Consider the following 21,092-nt stretch of genomic DNA (forward strand, 5'->3'; position numbering starts at 1 on the left):
GCGTCACCGCCCACCGGACGGAGCTGTCAGGGTGGCCGCGCCGCGAACTCAGCGGGCGCGCACGGTGTGGACCGCGGAGACCGCGCCGGCACCCTCGCCGACGGCGGTCGCCACCCGCTTGGTGGAACCGGAGCGGATGTCGCCCACCGCGAAGACGCGGGCGGCACTGGTCTGGAACGGCAGTGGGGCCTCGTGCGTGCCGGACGGCAGCCGGCTGTCGGTCAGCACGAAACCGCTGTCGTCCGTCGCGATGCCCGTCATCCAACCGGACTCCGGTTCGGCGCCGATGAAGCAGAACAACCCCCGGCAGTCCAGCCGGGTGGGAGCACCCTCCTTCGCCACCACGATCGCCGTCAGCGTGTCCTCGCCGTGCAGCTCCCGCAGGGTGCTACCGGTGTGGACGGTGATCCGGGGACTGGCCTTGATCCGGTCGGTCAGGTACGCCGACATCTTCGCCCCGAGATCGGCCGCGCGGACCACCAGGTGGACGGCGCAGCCGCGCCCCGCCAGCGAGAGCGCCGCCTGCCCGGCCGAGTTCGCGCCGCCCAACACGGCGACCGGCTGCGACTCGTAGCCGCGTACGTCCAGCTCGGTGGCCGCGTACCGGACGCAGCCGCTCCGCTCGAACTCCGCCCACCGCTCGATGTCGAGGCGTCGGTAGCGCGCGCCGGTGGCGGCGATGACCGCGGACGTTCCGATCCGGGTGCCGTCCGCCAACTCCACGACCGGACGTTTCTCGTCGGAGACGTCGAGGCCGACCACCGCGCACGGCGCGTAGATCTGGACGCCGAACTTCAGCGCCTGGAGCATCGCCAGCCGGGCCAGCTGCTCACCGCTGACCCCCTCGGGGAAGCCGAGATAGTTCTCGATGCGTGCGCTCTTGGCCGCCTGGCCGCCGAGGCCGGTGCCGTCCAGCAGCACCGTGACGAGACCCTCGGAGGCGCCGTACACCGCCGCGGCCAGCCCGGCCGGCCCGGCGCCGACCACGACCAGGTCGGCATCGCGCGCCGTGGCGACGTAGGTCAGGCCGAGCGCCTGGGCGACCGTGCCGGGAGTGGCGCGACGCAGGACGTGGTTGCTGGTGACCGCGACCGGCAGGTCGTCCTCGCCGACACCCTCTGCCCGCATGAGCGCCCGCCCGGGCAGCGATGCCGCGTCGAGCCAGGCATGCGGGAGGAGCATCTGGTTCACGTACGTCCGCAGCTCCAGCGACTCGGCCACCTGCGGTCGACCGACGATCTCCAGGGCGTTGCCGGCCTCGCCCCGCATGAGTTCACGCCGGGCCTGGAAGGTCTCGATCAGCACGTCGGCGATGTCGACCTGGTCGGCGAGCACGCGGCGCAGCTCGGGAGCGGTGATCCGGACGACCGTCCCGGCCGTCACGACACGGACCGTGAGGAACACCTGCTGCCCGGTCAGCAGGCTCAGTTCGCCGAGGAACTCGCCCGGCCCGCGCCGGTAGATCAGCCGTTCCGGCTCCAGCGCCGTCGCGTTCCGGACCGCCTCGGCGGTCGCCGTCCGCAGCAGGAAGAAGTCGTACGAGCTGTCGCCGGCGGCGTACAGGTGTTGCCCCGGACGGACCTCCTCCTCGGTGCCGTAGCCGGCGAGGCGGTCGAACTGTTCAGCGTCGAGGACAGGGCCGTCGGCGTCTCCGGTGCGCACAGTCGAACGGTAGGTGCCCGGTGTTGACGAGGAATGGATCGGCTCTGATTTTCGCCGGGTCGTGTCACTCACCGCGGGTCCTGTTCATGGTCGGGACGGCTCGCCCGGGTCGACCCACCGTGGTGAGGTAGAGGAGCAGGCCGGCGCTGGTGAGGACGAACCCCGCCCAGACCGTGGAGAGGGTTCCCCAGCCGATGCCGAGGGCGACGGCGCCGCCGATCGCGCCGAGCGAGTTGGCGAGGTTCAGCGCGGCCAGGTTCAGCGCGCCCATCAGGGTCGGCGCGTCGGGTGCGAACTGGGTCAGCCGTACCTGGATCGCGGGGATGGCGAACATCATGGTCGCGCCGACGCCGAACAGCGCCGGCAGGAGGATCAGGATCTCCCGGCCGAGGAATCCGATGGCCACGAGCAGCACCAGCACGTAGCCGAAGCCGAAGATCAGCGGTCGACCGCCGTCATGGTCGGCGGCCCGACCACCGAAGTAGTTGCCGACCGCCATGCCGAGGCCGAAGACGGCCAGGGCGACCGGGATGAGCGCCGTACTCTCGCGCGCCGCGTCGGTGACGAACGGCCCGACGAAGGTGTAGACGGCGAAGATGCTGGAGATGCCGAGCGCCGCGACCGCGACCATGAGCCAGACCTCCCGTCGTCGGAGGGCGGCGAGTTCGTGCGCCACCGAACTGCCGTGCAGGTCGTCGGTGCGTGGCAGCCAGGCCAGCAGCGCCGCGCCGGCCAGCAGACCCAGGCCGACCACGGTCCAGTAGGTCGCCCGCCAGCCGACCTGCTGGCCGACGAGGGTGCCGAGCGGCGACCCGACGATGGTGGCCACCGTCAGGCCGCCCATCACGGTGGCGAAGGCCCGGCCGCCCCTGCCGGGACCGTAGACGTACGCGGCGACGACCGCCCCCGCGCCGAAGAAGGCCCCCTGCACGCTTCCCGTGATGAAACGGAAGACGACGAGGGTCGCGATGTTCGGGGCCAGGCCCGACAGGACGTTGCCGACCAGGAACAACGCGATCAGACCCAGCAGGAGGGTACGGCGGTTCGCGCGCGCCGCGAGCAGGGTGATCGCCGGTGAGCCGATCATGACGCCGAAGGCGTAGGCGCTGATCGCGTACGTCGCGACCGGGATGGAGGCGCCCAGGTCGGCGGCGAAGAGTTGCAGGATGCCGTTGCTGCCGAACTCGCCGGTGCCGATGGCGAAGGTGCCCAGCGCCAGCGCGAGGAGGGTCAGCCCCGGTCGGGGACCCGACCGTGCCGGCGCGTCGTGGATGCCCTGGTCAGCCGGTTGGAGCCGGGTGTCGTGTTCTGTGGTCATGGAGCCTTGTCCTCGGGGCGGAATTGCCTTTCCGCGGACATGCTGACGACCGCCAGTTGACAACGTCTGGAGTCGGTCGGACCGCGCCGGCCCTCAGCCCACGCGCCCCCGGCTCGCGTCCCGGCTGAGCAGCACGAGAGCGGCCAGCGTCAGCAGTCCACCGACAAGTGCGAGCGCGCGTGCCCCCGACGCGGGCAGCAGAGCGCCGCCGAGCAGCGAGCCGCCGGCGATGCCGACGTTGAAGGCGGTGCTGACGGCGGCCGACGCGATGTCGGTGCTGCCGGGCGCCAGGTGCAGCATCCGGTTCTGCACGGCGGAGGCGAACGCCGCGTAGGCGAGGCCGAGCCCGGCGAGCGAGGCGACCGCGCCGAGCGGGAACACACCGAGTGCGTACAGGCCGAACAGTGCGGCCGTACCGACGCCCAGCGCCGTCAACAGCGAGGCGATCGGCCGGGTGTCCAGGGTCCGGGCCGCGAGCAGGGTGCCGAGCACCCCCGCGACGCCGGCGGTGAACAGCAGCGGCGTGAGGGCCGCGTCGGCGAAGCCGCTGACGTCGAGCAGGAACGGCGCGATGTAGGTCTGCACGGTCAGGAAACCGCCGATGCTGAGCGCGGTGGCGACCAGCAACACGGCGAAGCGCCGTCCGTCGGGCGCGGTGCCTCGCGCGCCGCCGCCGGCCGCCGGGGGATAGCTGGGCAGGAGGGCGACCACCGCGCCGGCGATCACCAGGCCGACCCCCGCCAGCACCGCGAACGCGGTACGCCAGCCGGCCTGCTGGCCGAGCCAGGTGCCCAGGGGTACGCCGAGCACCGGCGCGAGCGTCGCCCCGGTCGCGAACAGCGCCACCACCCGGCCCCGTACCGCGACGGGGAAGGGCCCGATCACGGTCGCCGTGGCGATGGACCAGAACAACGCCTGCGCGACAGCGGTCCCGAGACGGGCCCCGGCCAGCACGGCGTACGACTGCGCGAGCGCGGCGGTGCCGTTCGCGGCGGCGAACAGGAGCATCGTGACGCCGAGCAGGTGACGACGGGGGATCCGCCGGGTCAGCCGGGCCAGCGGCACGGACGCCAGCACGACGACGACGGCGTACCCGCTGACCAGCATGCCCACCCGCGAGTGGGACCGGTCAAGATCCGACGCGATGTGTGTCAACAGGCCGACCGGCAGCAGTTCGGTCGTGACGAACGCGAACGCCGCCAGGGCGAGCGTGACGAGCACGGCCGTGGCCCGGGGTGGCGACACCTCGGGCGTCACCTACGCGGCCACCGTCCGACGGGCGCTTGACGGTGGGGACCGCGCCGATATAATTCATCGAACCAGGATGTCATCAGATGAGGAAACTCCTCCGTTCGGCACGTACATACCCGTCGAGTCGAGCCGGCCCGCCGTTCGAGCAGCGTGGAGGCCCTGTGTCCACTATAGATTCGTCGCTGGCGGCGGTGCGGCACGATCTGCCCGCGCACGGCACCGGCTGGGTCGACGACGTCCTGCTGGCGGGCCCGGGCAACGAGACCTGCCTCGTCCTCGGTGCGCCGATCACCCGGGCGCAGCTGCGCGCCGAGGTGGCCTCCCGGCAGGCCCGGCTCACCGACGCCGGGCTGCGCCCGGGCGGAGCGATCGCGCTCCGACTGCCCTCGTCGCTGGCGTACGTGGCCAACCTGCTCGCCGCCTGGCGGATCGGCGCCCAGGTGACGCTGCTCGACCACCGGCTGTCGCGCGGCGAGGTCGAGCGGGCGCTCGAACGCGTCGGCGCGCAGTTCCTCGTCCAACCCGTGGACACCGCGCTCCCGCCGCTGCGCGGCTTCGTCATCGTCGACGAGACGGTCGTCGCGCGTCCGGCCGGGCGTCCGGCGTCGACACCGCACGCGCTCATCCAGCTCAGCTCCGGGTCCACCGGCCCGTCGAAAGTCATCGGCCGCACCGTCGACGACCTCGTCGCCGAGATCGAGCGGTACACGCTCACCGACGGGGTGCCCCGGCCCGGCGAGCGGCTCGTGCTGCTCGCGTCGATGGCGCACGTGCTGGGTCTGGTCGGCGGCCTGCTCTACGCCCTGCATGCCCGGGTCACGCTCACCCTGCCGGAGCGGATGACGGTGGGCGGCGTGTTGGGCGTCATCGCCGGAGAGGCCACGCCGACCACGGTGATCGGCGTGCCCGTGCACCTCGAGATGCTGATGGCCGGCCGCCCCGCCGGGCCGTTGCCGCAGTTCGTGCGGATGACCACGGCGGGCGAGCTGGTCCGGCCCGGCGTTCCGGAGCGCTTCGCGGAGTGCTACGACACCGTGCTGGGCAACATGTACGGGATGACCGAGGTCGGCGTCATCGCCACCGACCTGTTCGGCGTGCACCGGCCCGGGGTGCGCCCGGCGCCCGGGATCGAGGTGCGGGTCGTCGACGGTGAGCTCCAGGTCCGCCGGCCCGTCACCCCGTACGTGGGGCTCGTCGACGAGAGCCGTTGGTCCGACGGCTGGCTGCGCACCCGGGACGCGGCCACCATCGACCCGGTCACCGGGCTGGTCACCATCCGCGGTCGCCTCGACTCGCAGGTGTCCATCGGGGGCCTCAAGGTCGACCTCACCGAGGTCGAACAGGCCATCCTCGACCTGCCCGGCGTCACCGAGGCGGTGGTGACGTTCGACGGCGGGGCCATCGAGGCGTACACGGCCGTCGACAAGCCGTTGACCGGGGCGGAGTTGGACGCCGCGTTGGAGGACGTCCTGGCCGCGTACAAGCGGCCGCTGCGCTGGCAGATCCTGGAACGGCTGCCGCGTACGTCCAGCGGCAAGCTGGTCCGCGACGTGGCGGTGTTGCGCAGCGCGTCGGCCGAGCCGACGCCGTGATGACGCCCCGAGACGGGACGGGTGTGGCGCGGCCACCGACCGACCGTCACGGCGCGGTCGTCGGCGGTGGGTCGACGAGCAGCCGGATGCCGTCGGTGGCGCCCTGGCGCGGTCGGTCCTGCCCGGCGACGGCCAGCACCAGGCCGCCGGGGAGGGCGCCGCAGGCCACCTCGGTCCGGCTGCCGGGCACCGGGCGCATCGGCAGCGACCCGGGCGGGTCCGGCCAGACGGTCGGCAGCAGCAGCGGTTGCCGGAGGCCGCCGCCGCGCAGGCCCGTGCCGCGCGCCTTGCCGATGGCCTCCTTCTGGGTCCACAGCCAGAGGAACGCGCTGGTGTGCAGCGACTCCGGCTGCTCGGTCAGCCAGTCGGCGTCGGCCGGCGCCATCCAGCGCCGGGCCAGCGCCGCGCCGGGCAGGGCGCGTTCGCGCTCGACGTCCACGCCGACCGGTGTCACCGCGGAGACGGCCACCGCCACCACGGCGCGTCCGTGGCTGATGCTCGCGTGCAACCCGCGCGCCGCGCCGGTGAGCCTCGGCCGGCCGGTCTGGTCCCGTGCCACGCCAACCTCGGCGGCCGGCACGCCGAGCAGGTCAGCAGCGGTGCTGACCAGATGCTCCGACGCCCGGCCCCTGGGGTCGCCGGTGATCGTCGCAATCCGCACCACGACCCATTCCATGGGAGGAGTCAAGCAATGTCAGATGAGGTTCGCCAGTCCATCGTCGATGCGCTGGCCCAGATGAACTACGACGTCGACGACGTCACCGGCAACACGGTGCTCGGCCCCGCCGGCCTCGACCTGGAGTCGCTGGCCGTCGCCGAACTCGCCGTCCGGGTCGAGGACACCTTCGGCGTCAAGTTCACCGACGAGGAGTTGGAGAAGCTGGCCGACTACACGCTCGACCGGTTCGCCGCCGAGGTGGCCGGGCGGGCGGAGCCGGCGCGGAGCGCCCCCGTCGCACCGGCCGCCGCGGCGGAGTGACGGTGGGCGACAGCGATCGCCGCGACGAGATCCTGTCGATCCTCGCCGATGTGGGCTACCGGACGGTCGACGCCTCGCGCGAGCGCATCGACTCGCTGGAGCTCGCCCGGCTGGTCTACGAGATAGAGCGGCGTTACGGCCTCGACCTCGACCTCGACGACGACGAACTGGCGGCCATGTCCACGGTGACCGGTGCGGCGGAGATCCTCGGTCGCCTCACCCTGACGGCTGCGGAGTCGGAGTGACCCACTCGACTGTCGTGGTCACCGGACTGGGTCTCCTGACGGCCCACGGCCGTGGCCCCGCGCCGCTGCTGACGGCGGTGCTCGCCGGGAAGCCCGCGTTCGGCGAGGTCCGTCGCTTCGACCCGGGCCGCAGCCGGGTACGCGCGGCGGCGACCCTCGCCGGCACCGGTGACCTGACCGCCGAGGTGGTCGCCGTCGTCGCGGACGCCTGCGACGACGCCGGGTTGGCGGGCCTCCGCGCCGAGTGTCCGCTCTTCTTCGCCACCGGCACGGGCACCAGCGTGGTCCGCGCCGGAGGGTCGGGCAACGGACCGGCCGAGCTGGCCGCCACCGTGGCCCGGCGAACCGGGCTCTCGGGTGTCGCGCGGGTCTACACGTCGGCCTGCGTGGCGGGCAGCACCGCGCTGGCCGAGGCGGCCTCGATGATCGCCCGGGGTCGGTGCGACCGTGCCGTGGTCGCCGGGGGCTTCCTGGTCGACGCCGACCACCAGGCCCTCTTCGACGCCGGCCGAGCGCTGGCCGACGACGGTGCCGTACGCCCGTTCAGCAACGGCCGGCGCGGCATGCTGCTGGGCGACGCGGTCGTCGCCGTGGTGCTGGAGTCGGCGGCCGGCGCCCAGGGGCGGGGCGCTCGGGTGCGGTCCCGGCTGGCCGGCTGGGCCCGGGCCGGCGACGCCTACCACGTCTGCCAGCCCGATCCGGGTGGCGCCGGGATGGCGTCGGCCATCCGGGCCGGGCTGGCCCGGGCCGGTGTGCCGCCGGAGGAGTTGGCGTACGTCAACGCCAACGGCACCGGCACCACCCGCGCCGACGCGGCCGAGAGCAGCGCGTTGCGCGCCGGCCTCGGCGCGGCGGCGGGATCGGTGCCGGTGAGCTCGACCAAGTCCGTGCACGGGCACGCCCTGGAGGCGTCCGGCCTGCTGGAGTTCGCGGTCACCGCGCTGGCCCTCGACGCCGGTCGGCTGCCGGTGAACGCCGGCTTCGTCGAGGCGGACCCGCAGTGCCCGGTACCGGTGGTGCGCGAGCCCGGCCCGATGCGGGGTCGGTGGGCCCTGAGCTGCAATTTCGCCTTCGGCGGAGCGAACACCGCGCTGGTGCTGGGGGCGGCGTGACAGACCTCGACACCGCCGGCGGCGCGGTCCGTGAGCTGGCCCGCGCGGCCTGGCCCGAACCGGGTGACGCCGGCCGGCCGCCCGCGGTCCGCGGGTTCGTCGCCTCGCCGTTCCCCCCGCTCGTGGTGGCCGTCGCCGGTCGCTGTCTGCGTCGGCGCACCGGTACGGGGCCGGCCGGGCCGACCGCCGTCGTGCTGGTCAGCGCGTACGCCGACCAGGCCACCGCGGCGGCCATCGCCGGGGAGGTGGACGACGGCCGGCGGGTGTCGCCGATGTACTTCTTCCAGTCCGTACCGAACTCGGTCCTCGGCCACGTCGCCACCGAGTGGGCCCTGACCGGACCGGTCGTGTGTCTCAGCCCGGCCGGCGACCCCGTCGGTGAGGGCCGGGCGGTGGCCGAGGGCCTGTTCGCCGACGGGGACGCGGCGGAGGCGCTGGTGATCGTCGTCGAGCACGACACCGACCCGGCCCAGCCCTCCGGCGCGACGGCCCTGTTGCTCATGCCCGACCACGAGACGACCAGGCCGCCGACCGGCGGCGGACAAGGCGGTTGACATGACCGGATCGACCCGACCCTCGGCCACCATCACCGGCATGGGGCTGGTGACGCCCGTCGGGCGGGGCGTGTCGGACTTCTTCGCGGCGATCTGCACCGGGCGCTCCGGGCTGGTGCGCCCGCCCGAGGGGCACGGCGCGGCCGCCGCCACGGAGGTGGTCGGGATCGCCCCGGACATCGACCCCACCACCGTGTTGCCGGCCAACGAGGTGCTGGCTGCCGACCGGTTCCTGGTCATGGGGCTGGCCGCCGCCGACGACGCGATGCGCGACGCCGGCCTGGAGGTCGGCCGTGACGTCGACCCGCTGCGGGTCGCCGTGGTCGTCTCCAGCGGCGCGGGTGGCCTCACCACGTACGAGGCGCAGGCCAAGGCCCGTGAGGCGCGGGGCCGCACCGCCGTGAGCGCGTACCTCTATCCGGGTTTTCTGCCCAACATGGCGGCCGCCCGCATCGCCATCAGGTACGGCATCCAGGGCTACAGCTCGTGCATCGCGACCGCCTGCGCGGCCAGCGCCCACGCGGTGGCGGAGGCGCTGCGGCTCATCCGGGCCGGTGACGCGGACGTGGTCGTGTGCGGCGGGGCCGAGTCGCCGCTCGGGCCGACCGGCACCGCCGGCTTCGCCAACGCGCGGGCGCTCGCCACCGGCTGGTCCGACCCGACGCAGGCGAGCCGCCCGTTCGACCGGCGACGCAACGGGTTCGTGCTCGGCGAGGGCGCCGGGATCATGGTCGTCGAGCGGGCCGAGCACGCGGACGCCCGGGGGGCCGCCGGCTACGCCGACATCATCGGGTGGGGCGCCACCACCGACGCCTTCCACCCCACGTCGCCGCGGGCGGACGGCGCCGGCGCCGCGCAGAGCATGCGCCGGGCGGTCGCCGACGCCGGCGTCGCGCCCACCGACGTCGACTACATCAACGCCCACGGTACGAGCACCAAGCGGGGCGACGTGGCCGAGAGCCGTGCCGTCCACACCGCGTTCGGTGGGCACGCCCCGGCGGTCAGCTCCACCAAGGGCGTGACCGGGCACCTGCTGGGCAGCGCCGGGGCCGTCGAGGCGGCGGCGACCGCCCTGGCGGTCACCTACGGGATGCTGCCGCCGACCCACAACCTGGACGATCCGGACCCGGCCTGCGACCTCGACCACGTGCGGGGTCAGGCCCGCCCGGTCCGGCCCCGCGCGGTCCTGTCCAACTCCTTCGCGTTCGGCGGGCACAACGTCAGCCTGATGTTCGGCCCGCCCAGCACGGCGCGGGTGCGGGAGGCGGACCCGGCGGCGGTCACCACAACGGATCAACGATGAGAGGGGCGCGATGACAACGACGGAATTCACGCTGACCGACGAGGAACGGGCCGCGCTGCCCACCGACGAGGACGTCCGGTCGTACGCCGAGCGGGGCTGGTACCTCAGCAAGAAGCTGCTCACCGACGACGAGGTGGACACGCTCGTCGAGGCCAGCGAGCGGTTCTACGCGGGGCACCGCGACCGGCGGTTGCCCCGGCGGCCGGCGAAGCTGGCCTACTGGGAGCCGGAACACGGCGAGGTGCAGCGGCACAACGACTACGTGCACTACGAGAGCGACGAGATCGCCGCCATCCTGCGTAAGCCGATCATCGGCGCGGTCGCGGCGCGGCTCGCGGAGGCGGCCGAGATCCGGGTGTTCCAGAGCACCCTGATCCTCAAGCCACCGAGCCCCGGCGAGCCGACCAACATCGTGCCGTGGCACTTCGACCGGCACTACTGGCAGAGCTGCACCTCCGAGCGGATGCTGACCGCCTTCATCCCGATGCACGAGTGCACCGAGGAGATGGGCACGATCACCATGGTCGACGGCAGCCACACCTGGAAGGAGGTCGGCGGCGACGACAAGACCACCCGGCACTTCGCCGAGCGGGACCGTTCCGAGCTGGAGGAACTGCTCGTCAGCAATGCCGAGTACAACGGCGCTCAGGTCAACAAGATCCCCATGCACATCCCCAAGGGGCACATGAGCTTCCACCACTGCCGCACGTACCACGGCAGTGGCGCCAACCGCAGTCCGCGCCCCCGGCGGGCCATCTCGCTGCACCTGCAGGACGGTGACAACCGGTACCGGCGGTTCCACCGCTCGGACGGCGACCTCGTCGTCTACAACCACGATTCCCTGGTACGGCGGAACGAGGCGGGTCTGCCCGACTACAGCGACCCGCAGTTCTGCCCGGTCCTCTGGCGGTCCGCACCCTCGTCGGGCGAGACGGAATGACGGTCGGCACGCCCCGGCCCGTGGCAGTCACACGGGACCGGGGCGACAGCCGGCGTGCCCCGCTGCTGTGGCCGGAGGAGTGCCTCTTCGCGGTGGCCCTCACGCTCGTCGCCGGGCTCGCCCTGGTCACCGGCGCGCTCTCCTGGGCGCTGATCGCCGTGTCGGCCGTGCTGGTCGGCGCGTTGGTCGCCGGGTTCGCGCTGGCGCGGCGCAGGCGTACCGCGGCGTCGGGCGCCCCGGGGCTCGACGCGGCGCCGACCGGCGGCCCGGCGCGGGTGGCCAGGATCGTCGGCGGGGTGGCCAGGACGGCGGTGCCGTTCCTGTCCTGCCTGGTGATCTATTCGAGCCTGCGGACCATCACCCCCGAACTCGACTTCCCACTCGTCGATCCCGCGTTGATCGAGTTCGACCGGGCCGTCTTCGGCGGCGACGTCAGCCGTTGGCTCAACGACACCCTCGGCTCACCCGCGCTGACGTTGTTCATGGCGATCTGCTACCTGAGCTACGGCCTGTCCCAGGGGGCGTACGCCATCTTCTCGTACCTGCGGGGCCATGTGCGCGAGTACCACGACTTCGCGCTCGCGATCTCGATCACCGCGGTCGTCGGCTACTCCGGCTACGTGCTGGTGCCGGGGGTGGGTCCGCACATCTACCAGACCGACGTCTACGCCGACCCGCTGCCCGGCCACGAGGGATCGATCGGCGGCGCGCTGGACGCCATCACCGCCGTCCAGGGCCCGGCACGGGATCTCTTTCCCAGCCTGCACACCGCCATGACGGTGGTGCTGATGGTCTACCTGTGGCGCGACGCCCGTCGGCTGTTCTGGTGGTACCTGCCGATCGGCCTGGGGTTGCTGCTGTCCACGCTGTACCTGCGCAAGCACTACGCCGTCGACCTGCTGGCCGGGACGGCTCTCGCGGTGCTGGCGGTGGTGGTGGCCGGGCGGGTCAACCGTTGGTGGTACCGGCCCCGGGTCGACCCACCCGCCGAAGCAGCTCGGTCATTCGCGCCGTCACCGCGTCGATGACCTGCGGATGGTCGAGGATGAAGTGCCCGCCGTCGACGACGGTCAGGTCGAAGCGCTCGACCGTCTCCTGCTGCCAGGCCAGCGCGCCCGCCGCGTCGGCCATCCGATCGTGGCGGCCCACCACGGCGAGGATCGGACACCCCAACGCCGCCCGGGGTGGGCGGGCGTAGGTCTCCGCCAGCCGCAGGTCGGTCCGCAGCACCGGCAGGGCGAGCCGCATCAACGCCGGTTCGGCGAGGACTTCGGCCGGGGTACCGCCGAGACGCCCCAGCGACTCGATCAGCCGGTCGTCGTCCAACGCGTGCAGGGGACGGTGGGCGAGGCCGGTGGTGGGTCCGTTGCGGCCGGCGGCGATCACCAGCTCGGGGGCCGGGCCGGTGCGCGCCAGCGTCGCCGCCACCTCGTACGCCAGCAGCGCGCCGAAGCTGTGCCCGGCCAGGGCGTACGGACCCGACAGGCGGTCGCGCACCGCGTCGCACCCGGCGGCCACCAGCCGGGGCCAGTCGTCGATCGCCGGCTCCTGCCGGCGTGCGCCGTGCCCGGGCAGCTCCACCGGCTGCACGGCCACCCCGGCCGGAAGCCACCGCCTCCACCTGGTGAAATGCGACGCCGAGCCACCGGCGGCCGGAAAGCCGAATACCGTCACCGAGGGTGGGCCTGAACGGCCGTTCTCCCGGGCTTCTTCGGCAACCAGGACGTGATCTATCAGCATTGACATCTCGCTTCTCGTCCGATGTACTTCAACGTACAGGGAAATCATCAGGCGGGGAATGGCTGCTGCAGTTCACCGGACGGATGCACGTGGGGGGTGCCGTGGGGATGCGCCGCGACCGTCGCTCGCCCTCCAGGGCAGGTGCCACCGACATCGCGGTGGTAGGCGTCGGTTGCCGGTTCCCCGGCGGTGTGGACGACCTCGACTCGCTGTGGCGCGTCCTGGACGAGGGTCGTGACGTCACCGGCCGCGTTCCGCCCGGGCGGCCCGGCGCCGCCTCGCTCGAGACGGTCGGGGTGGGCGGGTTCCTGCCCGACATCGACCTGTTCGACGCCGAGTTCTTCGGCGTCTCACCGCACGAGGCGCGCGAGATGGACCCGCAACAGCGCCTCCTGCTGACCCTCGCCTGGCGTGCCATGGAGCACAGCGGCGTGCCGCTGCCGGCCTGGGCCGGGAGCAACACCGGGGTCTACTTCGGCATCCTGGCGATGGACTACGCCGTGCTGCACGCCCGCACCCTCGGTGTCGACCACGTCGGGTCGCACTACGCCAGCGGCAAGGAGTTCAGTTTCGGCTCGGGTCGGGTGGCGTACACCTTCGGCCTGAACGGGCCGTGCATGACGCTGACCGCCGCCTGCGCGTCGTCGCTGCTGGCGGTACACCTCGCCGCGCGTGCGCTGGCGGCGGGGGACTGCGACACCGCGCTGGCCGGCGGGGTCAACCTGATGGTCGGCCCGGAGCTGACCCTCTACATGCGACGCATCCAGGCGCTGTCACCGCAGGGGCTCTGCCGTCCGTTCGACGCGGACGCCGACGGCGTGGTGCGCGGCGAGGGCGGCGCCGTGGTCGTCCTCAAGAGGTACGCGGACGCCGTCGCCGACGGCGACCGGATCTGGGGCGTGATCAAGGGAAGCGCGACGAACCACGACGGCCGCAGCGCCGGCCTGACCGCGCCCAACGCAGTCGCCCAGGAGCAGCTGCTGCGCGACGCGCTCCGCGACGCCGACGTGTCGGCCGCGGACATCGAGTACGTCGAGGCGCACAGCACCGGCACCCCGCTGGGCGACCCGATCGAGCTCAGCGCGCTGGCCGCCGTCTTCGGGCCCGAGCGTGCCCCGGAGCGCCCACTGCTCGTCGGCTCGCACAAGGCCAACTTCGGCCACCTCGACTCCGCCGCCGGCATCCTCGGCCTGCTCAAGGCCCTGCTGGTCGCGCGCGCCGGGGTGGTGCCGCCGCAGATCAAGCTGGCCCAGCCGACGCCGCGGTTCGGCTGGTCCGGCTCCGGCCTGGTGGTCCCTACCACCCGTACGGCGCTGCGCCCCGATCCCCACCGCCTCACCGGCGTCAGCGCGTTCGGTCTGTCCGGCAGCAACGTCCACGTCGTGCTCGCCGCCCCCGGTGAGCAGCGCGCCGCGCTGCCGTCGGCACCCGTCGCCTGGCCGGTGCTGGTGCTGTCCGGCCCCTCCGAGCCGGCCCTGGCGGACCAGGTCACGCGGCACGCGCACCTGCTCGACGACCCCGCGACGGCGGAGCCCGACCAGTTCGGTGACCTGCTGTTCAGCGCCGCCGCCCGGCGCAGTCACCACACGCACCGGCTCGCGGTGACCGGCGCGAACGCCGCCGACCTGCGCGCCGCGTTGACCGGTCATCAGCACGGCGAGCGGTCCGCCCGTACGGTCAGCGGCGAGCTGCTGCACGACGGTCCGGCGTACGTGGTGCAGGTCTTCTCCGGCCAGGGCTCGCAGTACCCGGGCATGGGCCTCGACCTCTACCGCGCCGACCCGACCATGCGCGCCACCCTCGACGAGTGCGATGCGTTGACGCGGCGGATCGCCGGGTGGTCGCTGCTGGAGGAGTTGGGTCGCCGTACCGGCAGCCGGTTGTCCGACACCCGGTTCGCCCAACCGGCGATCTTCGCGATCCAGATCGGGCTCTCCCGGCTCTGGGCTCGATGGGGTGTCCCGCCGGACACGGTCGTCGGCCACAGCATGGGCGAGGTTGCCGCAGCCTGCGCGGCCGGCGCGCTGCCGCTGGAAGACGCGCTGCGGGTCATCGTGCTGCGCGGAGAACTGCTCCAGCCGGCGTCCGGCAGCGGTCGGATGGCCGCCCTCGCGCTCTCCGCCGACGAGGTGACCGCCGCCGTCGAGCGGTACGCCGAGGTCGCGATCGCCGCGGTCAACGGGCCGCGCTCGGTCGTGGTCGCCGGCCCGGCGGCGGCCGTGGACCGGCTGCTGGCCGACCTGAGCGCCGCCGGGGTGCGGTGCGTGCCGCTGGCCGGCGACTACGCGTTCCACAGTCCGGCGGTCGCGGCGTACGGCGACGAGTTGGCGCGCCGGCTCGACGGGCTGACGCCGGCCGAGCCGCGCGTGCCGATGCTGTCCAGCGTCGACCCCGCCGGCGTCGCGGAGTTCGGGCCGGCCTACTGGGGCCGTAACGTGCGCGAGCCGGTGCTCTTCTGGCCGGCGGTCGACCGGCTGCTGTCCCGGCGGCCGGCCGTCTTCCTGGAGCTGGGCCCGCACCCGGTGCTGACCGGGCCGCTGTCGGCCGCACTCGTGGCCCGCTCCCGTCGTGGCACGGCGATCGGCAGCCTGGTGCGTGGCCAGCCGCCGGTGGAGACCCTGACCCGGGCTCTCGCCGAGGCGTACACCGCCGGTGTCGCGGTGGACTGGGCGGCGGTGCACGGCGACGCTCGGCGGTACCTGCCACTGCCGCCGGTCCGGCTGACCGGCGAGCGGTACTGGCTGCCGACCCCCGAGCCCGATGCCGCGCCGTCGCCGGAGGCGGTGCGGATGGGCTCCGCCGGCACCGCGCCGGCTGTCGACGCCGGGTTGGCGCTGGGCGAGCTACGCGCCGAGGTACGCCTCATCGCGCCGGACGGCACCGTCGTGCAGACCCTCACCGGGGCCGGTGTGCCGACGATCGCCGCGTCCAACGGCGACGGCGGCGGGGGTGGCGAGGCGGTCGGCGCGGGACGCGGCAGCGGCGCGGCCGCCAACGGCGCCGGCACCGGCAGCGCCGGAGGTACGGCGGCCAACGGCACGACTGTCACGGCGGACAACGGCCCGACCGCCAGCGAGCCGGATGCCGCGGGCGTGGGTGTCGGCGGTGGCGGGGGCGGCATCGGTGGCCGTGACGCCACCAACGGATCCGGCACCCGCGCCCGCACTCCGGTGGAGCGGGACCGGATCGCCGCCCTGGTCAACGACGCCGCCGCCGAGGCTCTCGGGTACGAGCCCGGCCGCCGTCTGGCGCGCGGGCGCGGCTTCTTCGAGCTGGGGATGGACTCGCTCGCCCTGGTCGCGCTCGTCAGTCGGCTCGAACGCGAGCTGGGTACCGTCCTCGGCGCTGCCGTCGGCATCGAACACCCCACCATCGACGCCCTCACCGACCACCTCGTCGCCGAGGCCATCCCCGCCGGGTGGCCACCCGCCGCCGAGCCGGAACCGGCGATCGCGCCGGCGCGTCCGGTCGAGCCGCCGCGTCCGGTCGAGTCACCGCCGCTCGCGTCGGGGGCGACCGGGTCCGTCGCGTCGGTGGCACCCGGGCCGGCCGAGCCGATCGCCATCGTGGGCATCGGTTGCCGGCTGCCGCGCGCCGACGGCCCCGAGCAGTTCTGGCGGCTGCTGTCCGACGGAGTCGACGCCACCGGCGACGTGCCGGCGGACCGGTGGGACGCCGAGGCGCTGCTCGGCGTGGGGCCCGGCGCACCCGGCACGGTGGTCACCCGCCGTGGCGGCTTCCTGGACCGGGTCGACCTGTTCGACAACGCGTTCTTCCGGATCTCGGCCCGTGAGGCCCGGGCCATGGACCCGCAGCAGCGCCTTTTCCTGGAGGTGGCCTGGGAGGCGCTCGAGGATGCCGGCGTCACGCTGGAGCACCGGCGATCCGCCCGCGTCGGCGTCTTCGTCGGCATGAACACCACCGACTACCAGCAACTGCTCACCCGGCGCGCCCGGGACGTCGATCTCTACTACGGCACCGGCAACTCCTTCAGCGGAACGGCCGGTCGACTGTCGTACTTCCTGGACGTTCGCGGCCCCAGCCTGGCGATCGACACGGCCTGCTCGTCCTCGCTCGTCGCGGTGCATTTGGCCGTGCAGAGCCTGCGCGCGGGGGAGGCCGACGTCGCGCTCGCCGGTGGGGTGAACGTGATGGTCCGACCCACCGTGCACCTGGCCATGTCGGCGGCGGGCGCGCTGTCGCCCGACGGTCGGTGCAAGACCTTCGACGCCAGCGCCGACGGCTACGGGCGCGGCGAGGGCGCCGGCGTGGTGGTGCTCAAGACGCTCGCGCAGGCCGAGCGGGACGGCGACCGGGTGTACGCGGTGATCCGGGGCAGCGCGGTCAACCACAACGGCGCGAGCGGCGGCCTGACCGTGCCCGGCGGCGAGGCACAGGAGGAGCTGATCCGTACGGCGCTCGCCGCCGGTGGCGTCGCCGCGTCGGACGTGGACTACCTGGAGGCACACGGCACCGGCACGGTGCTCGGTGACGCCGTGGAGCTGCGAGCCATCGCCCGGGCACTCGGCGACGGGCGGCAGCCGGACCGGCCGCTGCTGGTCGGGTCCGTCAAGACCAACCTCGGCCACCTGGAGGCGGCCGCCGGCATCGCCGGGCTGATCAAGACCGCGCTGGCGCTGCGCCACGGCGAGCTTCCCGCGCACCTGCACGTCACCCACCCCACACCGCAGGTGGACTGGGCGCGGCTGCCGCTCCGGGTCACCACGTCGACGACGGCATGGCCGGCCACCGGTGGGCGACCCCCGGTCGCCGGGGTGAGCGCGTTCGGGTTCACCGGGACCAACGCCCACGTGGTGCTCAGCGGGCCAGCCGCCCCGGCGGCGCAGAACGGGCATCTGACGTCGGACGTCGCACCGTCCTCCCGGGCCGGCGCGATCAGGTCCGGCCGGGCTCACCTCCTGGTCCTGTCGGCCGCCGGGGACGCCGCTCTGGCCGCCGCCCGGCAGAGCTTCGCCCACGCACTGTCCACGCGGGCCGGCGCGGAGATCGGCGACATCTGCCACGCGGCGGCGGCCCGCCGTACCCACCTGGAGCACCGGTTGGCGGTGGTCGGTCGCGGGATCGTCGACCTCGCCGCGGGGCTGTCCGGCGGTGGCGGCGGCGTGCACCAGGGCGCGGCGTCCGCCGGGGCCGAGCGCCTGGTCCTGCTGTACGGGGACGGCGTGCCGGTCGACTGGCGGGCCCTCGATCGCGACGAGCCCGCCTTCCGGGACACGGTGGACGCGCTCGACGACGGCGGCGCGGTGCGGACGGCGCTGGCCGCCGGCGACGCGGAGCGGGGCGGGCCCGCCGCCGTACTGGCGGTCCAGCTCGGGCTCACCGCCGTCTGGGAGGCCCACGGGCTACGTCCGGACGCGGTCGTCGGAAGGGGCGTCGGCGAGCTGGCGGCGGCGTGCGCGGCGGGTGTGCTCGACCCGGCGCAGGCGATCCGTGCGGCGCTCGCCGGCACGACGGTCACCACGGCGACGCCCGCCGAACCGTCGACGGCACCCGTGCTGTGGCTGGCCTCGGTGGGCGGGCCGGTGTCCGGTCCACATCCGGTGCCCGTGCGGTCGGCGGCGTCCGGCTGGGACGCGCTGGCCGCGCCGCTCGCGGCGGCGGGGGAGCGGGTGCTGCTCGCTGTCGACGCCGGGCCGGACGCGGCGGCCGTCGCCACCGGACGGGAGCCGAACCTGCTGGCGGTCGGGGCGGATCTGAGCCGGCCCGAAGGATTCCTGGACGTCATCGCCCAGCTCCATGTGGTCGGCGTCGACATCGACTGGGAGCGGCTGTTCGGCCGTCGTCCGTACCGGGCGGTGCTGCCCCGCTACCCGTGGCAGCGCCGCCGGCACTGGCCGGACACACCGGATCCGGCGGCCGGGTCGACGTCCGTCGCCGAGCGGTCGGCCTCCGCAGGCGCGGCACCGGCCGGTCCGGCCGGCCCCGCTGACCCGCGCGGCACCGCCCCGACCGGAGCCGCCGCGAACGTGGCTTCGTCCTATGGCGCCGCCGCGAACGTGGCTTCCTCGGCTGGCGCCGCCGCCGGGAACGTGGCCTCCTCGACCGACGGTGCCATGCGCGGTGCCTCCGCGACCGAGGACGGCGCGAGTGTCCGACCCGAGGCGACGGCCGGTGGACCCGTCGGTGTCGCCCTGCCCGACGACGTGCGGGACCGCTGTGCGGCGCGCACGTTCAGCGTCCGCTGGCGTCGGGTCGTGCCGCCCGCCCCGGAGGCGGCCGGGCGGTGGCTCGTCGTCCCGCTCTCCGACGCGTCCGCCGAGGCGGGTCAGCGGGTACTCGACGGGCTGCGGCTCGCGGGCGTCGAGGTGACCTGCCGGCCGCCGACCGCCGGCTCCGACCGCGACGACGACCGCGGCGGTACGCCGACCGACGGCCCGCGCGGGAGCGACCTGCCGCCGTGGGCCGATGTCCCATCGGACCACGGGATCGTGCTGGTCGCGGCGGCAGCACCCGGCAGCGTGTCGGGCGACGTCCTGGTGGCACGTGTGCTGCGGGCGGCCCGTCAGCTGCGCGCCGGTCTCGACGTGCCGCCCGGGCGGTTGCGCGTCGTCACCGCCGGGGCGTACCAGCCGACCGGTGCGGGCGAGGTCGACCCGGCCCAGGCGGCGGTGTGGGCCGCCGGGCGGGTGCTCGCCATGGAGGCGGCACCCGGATGGGGCGGTCTGGTCGACGTCGACCCGCACCTGCTCGGCACCACCCCGCGCCACACGGGCGACGGGCCGGGCCACGCGAGCGACGGGCCGAACCAGGCAGGCGGGCCGGGCCACGCGAGCGACGGGTCGGCCCAGGGGGACACTGGTTGGACCGCCGGCGACGCCGCCGCCCTGGCCGGAGCGCTCACGGCGACGCGCGCATCCGGAACCGGGCCGGCCGAGGACGAACTGTGCCTGCGCGACGGAGTCTGGTACGCCGCCCGGCTGTCGGCGGCGGACCCGCTGCCGACCGCGTTGCCCGAGATCGACTGTGACCCGGACGCCTGGTACCTGGTGACCGACGCGCTGCACCCGGCCAGCCGGCCGTTCGTCGACGTGCTCGTCCGCCGTGGCCTGCGCCGGCTGATCGTCGGCCAGAGCACACCGCTGGACGCCACACCCCTGGACGCCGCGCAGCTCGGCTCACCGTCCTCGGGCGCTACGCCGTCGGACCCTACGTCGTCGGATACCGCATCCTCCGGGGACGACCGGCTCGCCGAGCTGGCCGCCGCCGGCGTGCAGGTGCGACGCATCGACCTCACCTCGGCAGGCCGCCGGGCGACCGGACGATCGGCGACAGGCCATACGGCGACAGGCCATACGGCGACCGACCGCATGGCGACAGGCCGCACGGCGACCGACCGCACGGTGGCGGATCTCGCGGCCGACCTGACGCCGGCCGCGTTGGGCGCCCCGCTCGGCGGCGTGCTGATCGTCGGGATGCCCGCGCCGGCCGCCCCGCTCGACACCCTCGACGAGGCAGCGGTGTCGTCGGCCATGGGCTGGGCTGAGGTCGTACACCGGCTGGACCTGGCGACCCGTGGCCTCGCGCCGCCGCTGTTCTGCGTCACCGGCGCGGCCGCCGCGGTCTGGGGGGCCGCCGGGATGGCCGCGCGGGCCGCCGCCGAGGGCGCGGTCGACGCGGTGAGCACGGCCCGGGAGCGGGCCGGTCTGCCCGTGCAGGTGGTCCGGTTCATGCCCGTCGACGATCCGGCCGAGCTGTCCCGCCGGGACCGGATGGTGATGGTCGACAGCGGCCTGCGTCCACTGGCCGGTGCGGAGGTCGGCGAGGCGTTCGAGGTGGCGCTGCGGGCGGGCCTGACCCGGGTCACGGTGGCGGACGTGGACGCGCCCCGGTACGTGCGGGTGTGCCGGGAGCGGGCCGACCGCGCGTTCCTGGCCGAGGTGGGCGTCGAGTCGGTGCCGGGCGACGGCCGACCGGGGGAGGCGGGGCCGGCGGTCGCGCCGCTGGCCGCCGTCGTGTTGGCGCTGCCGACCGAGCAGCGGGCCGAGCGCCTGCTGGAGGCGGTGCTCGACGCGGTGGCCGAGGTGCTGGGCGAGGCGTCCGGGGTGGACGTGCTGCCCCACCAGGGTTTCTTCGACCTCGGCATGGATTCGGTGATGTCCCTGAGCCTGCGCGGCTGGCTCGAACGCGCGCTGGGAGTGGACCTGCCGGCGACGCTCACGTTCGAGTTTCCCAACGCGGCGGCGCTCACCGACCACCTGCTGACGCTGCTCGACCCGCCCGTCGCGCCGGCCCCGTCGGGCGCGGCGACCAGCCCGGCGACCACCGCACCGGCCCCGGCGACCGACGTGCTCGACGGAGCCGGCGACGACCTGGCGGCGATGTCTGAGGACGAGCTGATCGCGCGGCTGTCGGCCGCGCTCGCGGAAGGAGGCTGA

The 21,092-nt window shown here is 74.5% G+C and carries 14 protein-coding genes; 9 read left to right on the forward strand and 5 right to left on the reverse strand.

The genetic code is table 11. The features are described from left to right. Positions 1 to 48 precede the first annotated feature (48 nt). From AC3EN4_RS07485 to AC3EN4_RS07495, 3 genes are all read right to left on the reverse strand, one after another. The gene (locus AC3EN4_RS07485; protein WP_435205191.1) at positions 49 to 1,662 is read right to left on the reverse strand and encodes an FAD-dependent oxidoreductase; all 1,614 of its coding nucleotides are present in this window, start codon (positions 1,660 to 1,662) and stop codon (positions 49 to 51) included. Between the two features lie 64 nt (positions 1,663 to 1,726). Further along, positions 1,727 to 2,980 carry an MFS transporter gene (locus AC3EN4_RS07490; RefSeq protein ID WP_435205192.1) on the reverse strand — a complete coding sequence of 418 codons (1,254 nt, stop codon included), beginning with the start codon at positions 2,978 to 2,980 and terminating at the stop codon, positions 1,727 to 1,729. A gap of 93 nt (positions 2,981 to 3,073) precedes the next feature. Next, the gene (locus tag AC3EN4_RS07495) at positions 3,074 to 4,237 is read right to left on the reverse strand and encodes an MFS transporter (RefSeq protein ID WP_435205193.1); all 1,164 of its coding nucleotides are present in this window, start codon (positions 4,235 to 4,237) and stop codon (positions 3,074 to 3,076) included. 164 nt (positions 4,238 to 4,401) lie between these two features. Here AC3EN4_RS07495 and AC3EN4_RS07500 point away from each other — a divergent pair, with 164 nt between their 5' ends. Then, a complete protein-coding gene (locus tag AC3EN4_RS07500; protein WP_435205277.1) occupies positions 4,402 to 5,823 on the forward strand; it encodes a class I adenylate-forming enzyme family protein in 1,422 nt (473 codons plus the stop codon). Positions 5,824 to 5,869: 46 nt separating this feature from the next. Here the strand turns inward: AC3EN4_RS07500 and AC3EN4_RS07505 are convergent, their stop codons facing one another. Continuing rightward, entirely contained in the window at positions 5,870 to 6,499 is a 630-nt protein-coding gene (locus AC3EN4_RS07505; RefSeq protein ID WP_435205194.1) for a 4'-phosphopantetheinyl transferase family protein, read from the reverse strand. A 15-nt stretch (positions 6,500 to 6,514) separates the two neighbouring features. On the opposite strand from AC3EN4_RS07505, the gene AC3EN4_RS07510 reads away from it, so the two are divergent. From AC3EN4_RS07510 to AC3EN4_RS07540, 7 genes are read left to right on the forward strand one after another with little or no spacing between them, the layout of a single operon-like run. After that, on the forward strand, positions 6,515 to 6,802 hold the full coding sequence (locus AC3EN4_RS07510) for an acyl carrier protein (protein WP_435205195.1): 288 nt from the start codon (positions 6,515 to 6,517) through the stop codon (positions 6,800 to 6,802). 2 nt (positions 6,803 to 6,804) lie between these two features. Beyond that, entirely contained in the window at positions 6,805 to 7,047 is a 243-nt protein-coding gene (locus AC3EN4_RS07515) for a hypothetical protein (protein ID WP_421471758.1), read from the forward strand. Then, positions 7,044 to 8,159, forward strand: coding sequence for a beta-ketoacyl synthase N-terminal-like domain-containing protein (locus AC3EN4_RS07520; RefSeq protein ID WP_435205196.1), 1,116 nt, complete (start codon positions 7,044 to 7,046; stop codon positions 8,157 to 8,159). Before AC3EN4_RS07515 ends, AC3EN4_RS07520 begins: the two co-directional genes overlap by 4 nt. After that, complete coding sequence (locus AC3EN4_RS07525) at positions 8,156 to 8,713, forward strand: beta-ketoacyl synthase chain length factor (protein ID WP_435205197.1); 558 nt, start codon at positions 8,156 to 8,158, stop codon at positions 8,711 to 8,713. The genes AC3EN4_RS07520 and AC3EN4_RS07525 overlap by 4 nt, the downstream gene beginning before the upstream one ends. Before the next feature lies 1 nt (position 8,714). After that, positions 8,715 to 10,016 carry a beta-ketoacyl-[acyl-carrier-protein] synthase family protein gene (locus AC3EN4_RS07530; protein WP_435205198.1) on the forward strand — a complete coding sequence of 434 codons (1,302 nt, stop codon included), beginning with the start codon at positions 8,715 to 8,717 and terminating at the stop codon, positions 10,014 to 10,016. 10 nt (positions 10,017 to 10,026) lie between these two features. After that, positions 10,027 to 10,956 carry a phytanoyl-CoA dioxygenase family protein gene (locus tag AC3EN4_RS07535; RefSeq protein WP_422735501.1) on the forward strand — a complete coding sequence of 310 codons (930 nt, stop codon included), beginning with the start codon at positions 10,027 to 10,029 and terminating at the stop codon, positions 10,954 to 10,956. 20 nt (positions 10,957 to 10,976) lie between these two features. Beyond that, positions 10,977 to 11,984: a phosphatase PAP2 family protein gene (locus AC3EN4_RS07540; RefSeq protein ID WP_435205199.1), complete on the forward strand. Its 1,008-nt coding sequence runs from the start codon at positions 10,977 to 10,979 to the stop codon at positions 11,982 to 11,984. Here the strand turns inward: AC3EN4_RS07540 and AC3EN4_RS07545 are convergent. Next, positions 11,905 to 12,630, reverse strand: a complete 726-nt coding sequence (locus AC3EN4_RS07545; RefSeq protein ID WP_435205200.1) for a thioesterase II family protein — start codon at positions 12,628 to 12,630, stop codon at positions 11,905 to 11,907. The genes AC3EN4_RS07540 and AC3EN4_RS07545 overlap by 80 nt on opposite strands. Before the next feature lie 173 nt (positions 12,631 to 12,803). Here AC3EN4_RS07545 and AC3EN4_RS07550 point away from each other — a divergent pair, with 173 nt between their 5' ends. Further along, the gene (locus AC3EN4_RS07550) at positions 12,804 to 21,092 is read left to right on the forward strand and encodes a type I polyketide synthase (RefSeq protein WP_435205201.1); all 8,289 of its coding nucleotides are present in this window, start codon (positions 12,804 to 12,806) and stop codon (positions 21,090 to 21,092) included.

It is taken from the genome of Micromonospora sp. bgisy143 (genome assembly GCF_057708145.1).

Bases quoted from the DNA above. Each gene is read 5' to 3' on its own strand.
- AC3EN4_RS07490 (WP_435205192.1), bottom strand. From the start codon at position 2,980: ATGACCACAGAACACGACACCCGGCTCCAACCGGCTGACCAGGGCATC.
- AC3EN4_RS07505 (WP_435205194.1), bottom strand. From the start codon at position 6,499: ATGGAATGGGTCGTGGTGCGGATTGCGACGATCACCGGCGACCCCAGG.
- AC3EN4_RS07510 (WP_435205195.1), top strand. From the start codon at position 6,515: ATGTCAGATGAGGTTCGCCAGTCCATCGTCGATGCGCTGGCCCAGATG.
- AC3EN4_RS07530 (WP_435205198.1), top strand. From the start codon at position 8,715: ATGACCGGATCGACCCGACCCTCGGCCACCATCACCGGCATGGGGCTG.
- AC3EN4_RS07535 (WP_422735501.1), top strand. From the start codon at position 10,027: ATGACAACGACGGAATTCACGCTGACCGACGAGGAACGGGCCGCGCTG.
- AC3EN4_RS07550 (WP_435205201.1), top strand. From the start codon at position 12,804: ATGCGCCGCGACCGTCGCTCGCCCTCCAGGGCAGGTGCCACCGACATC.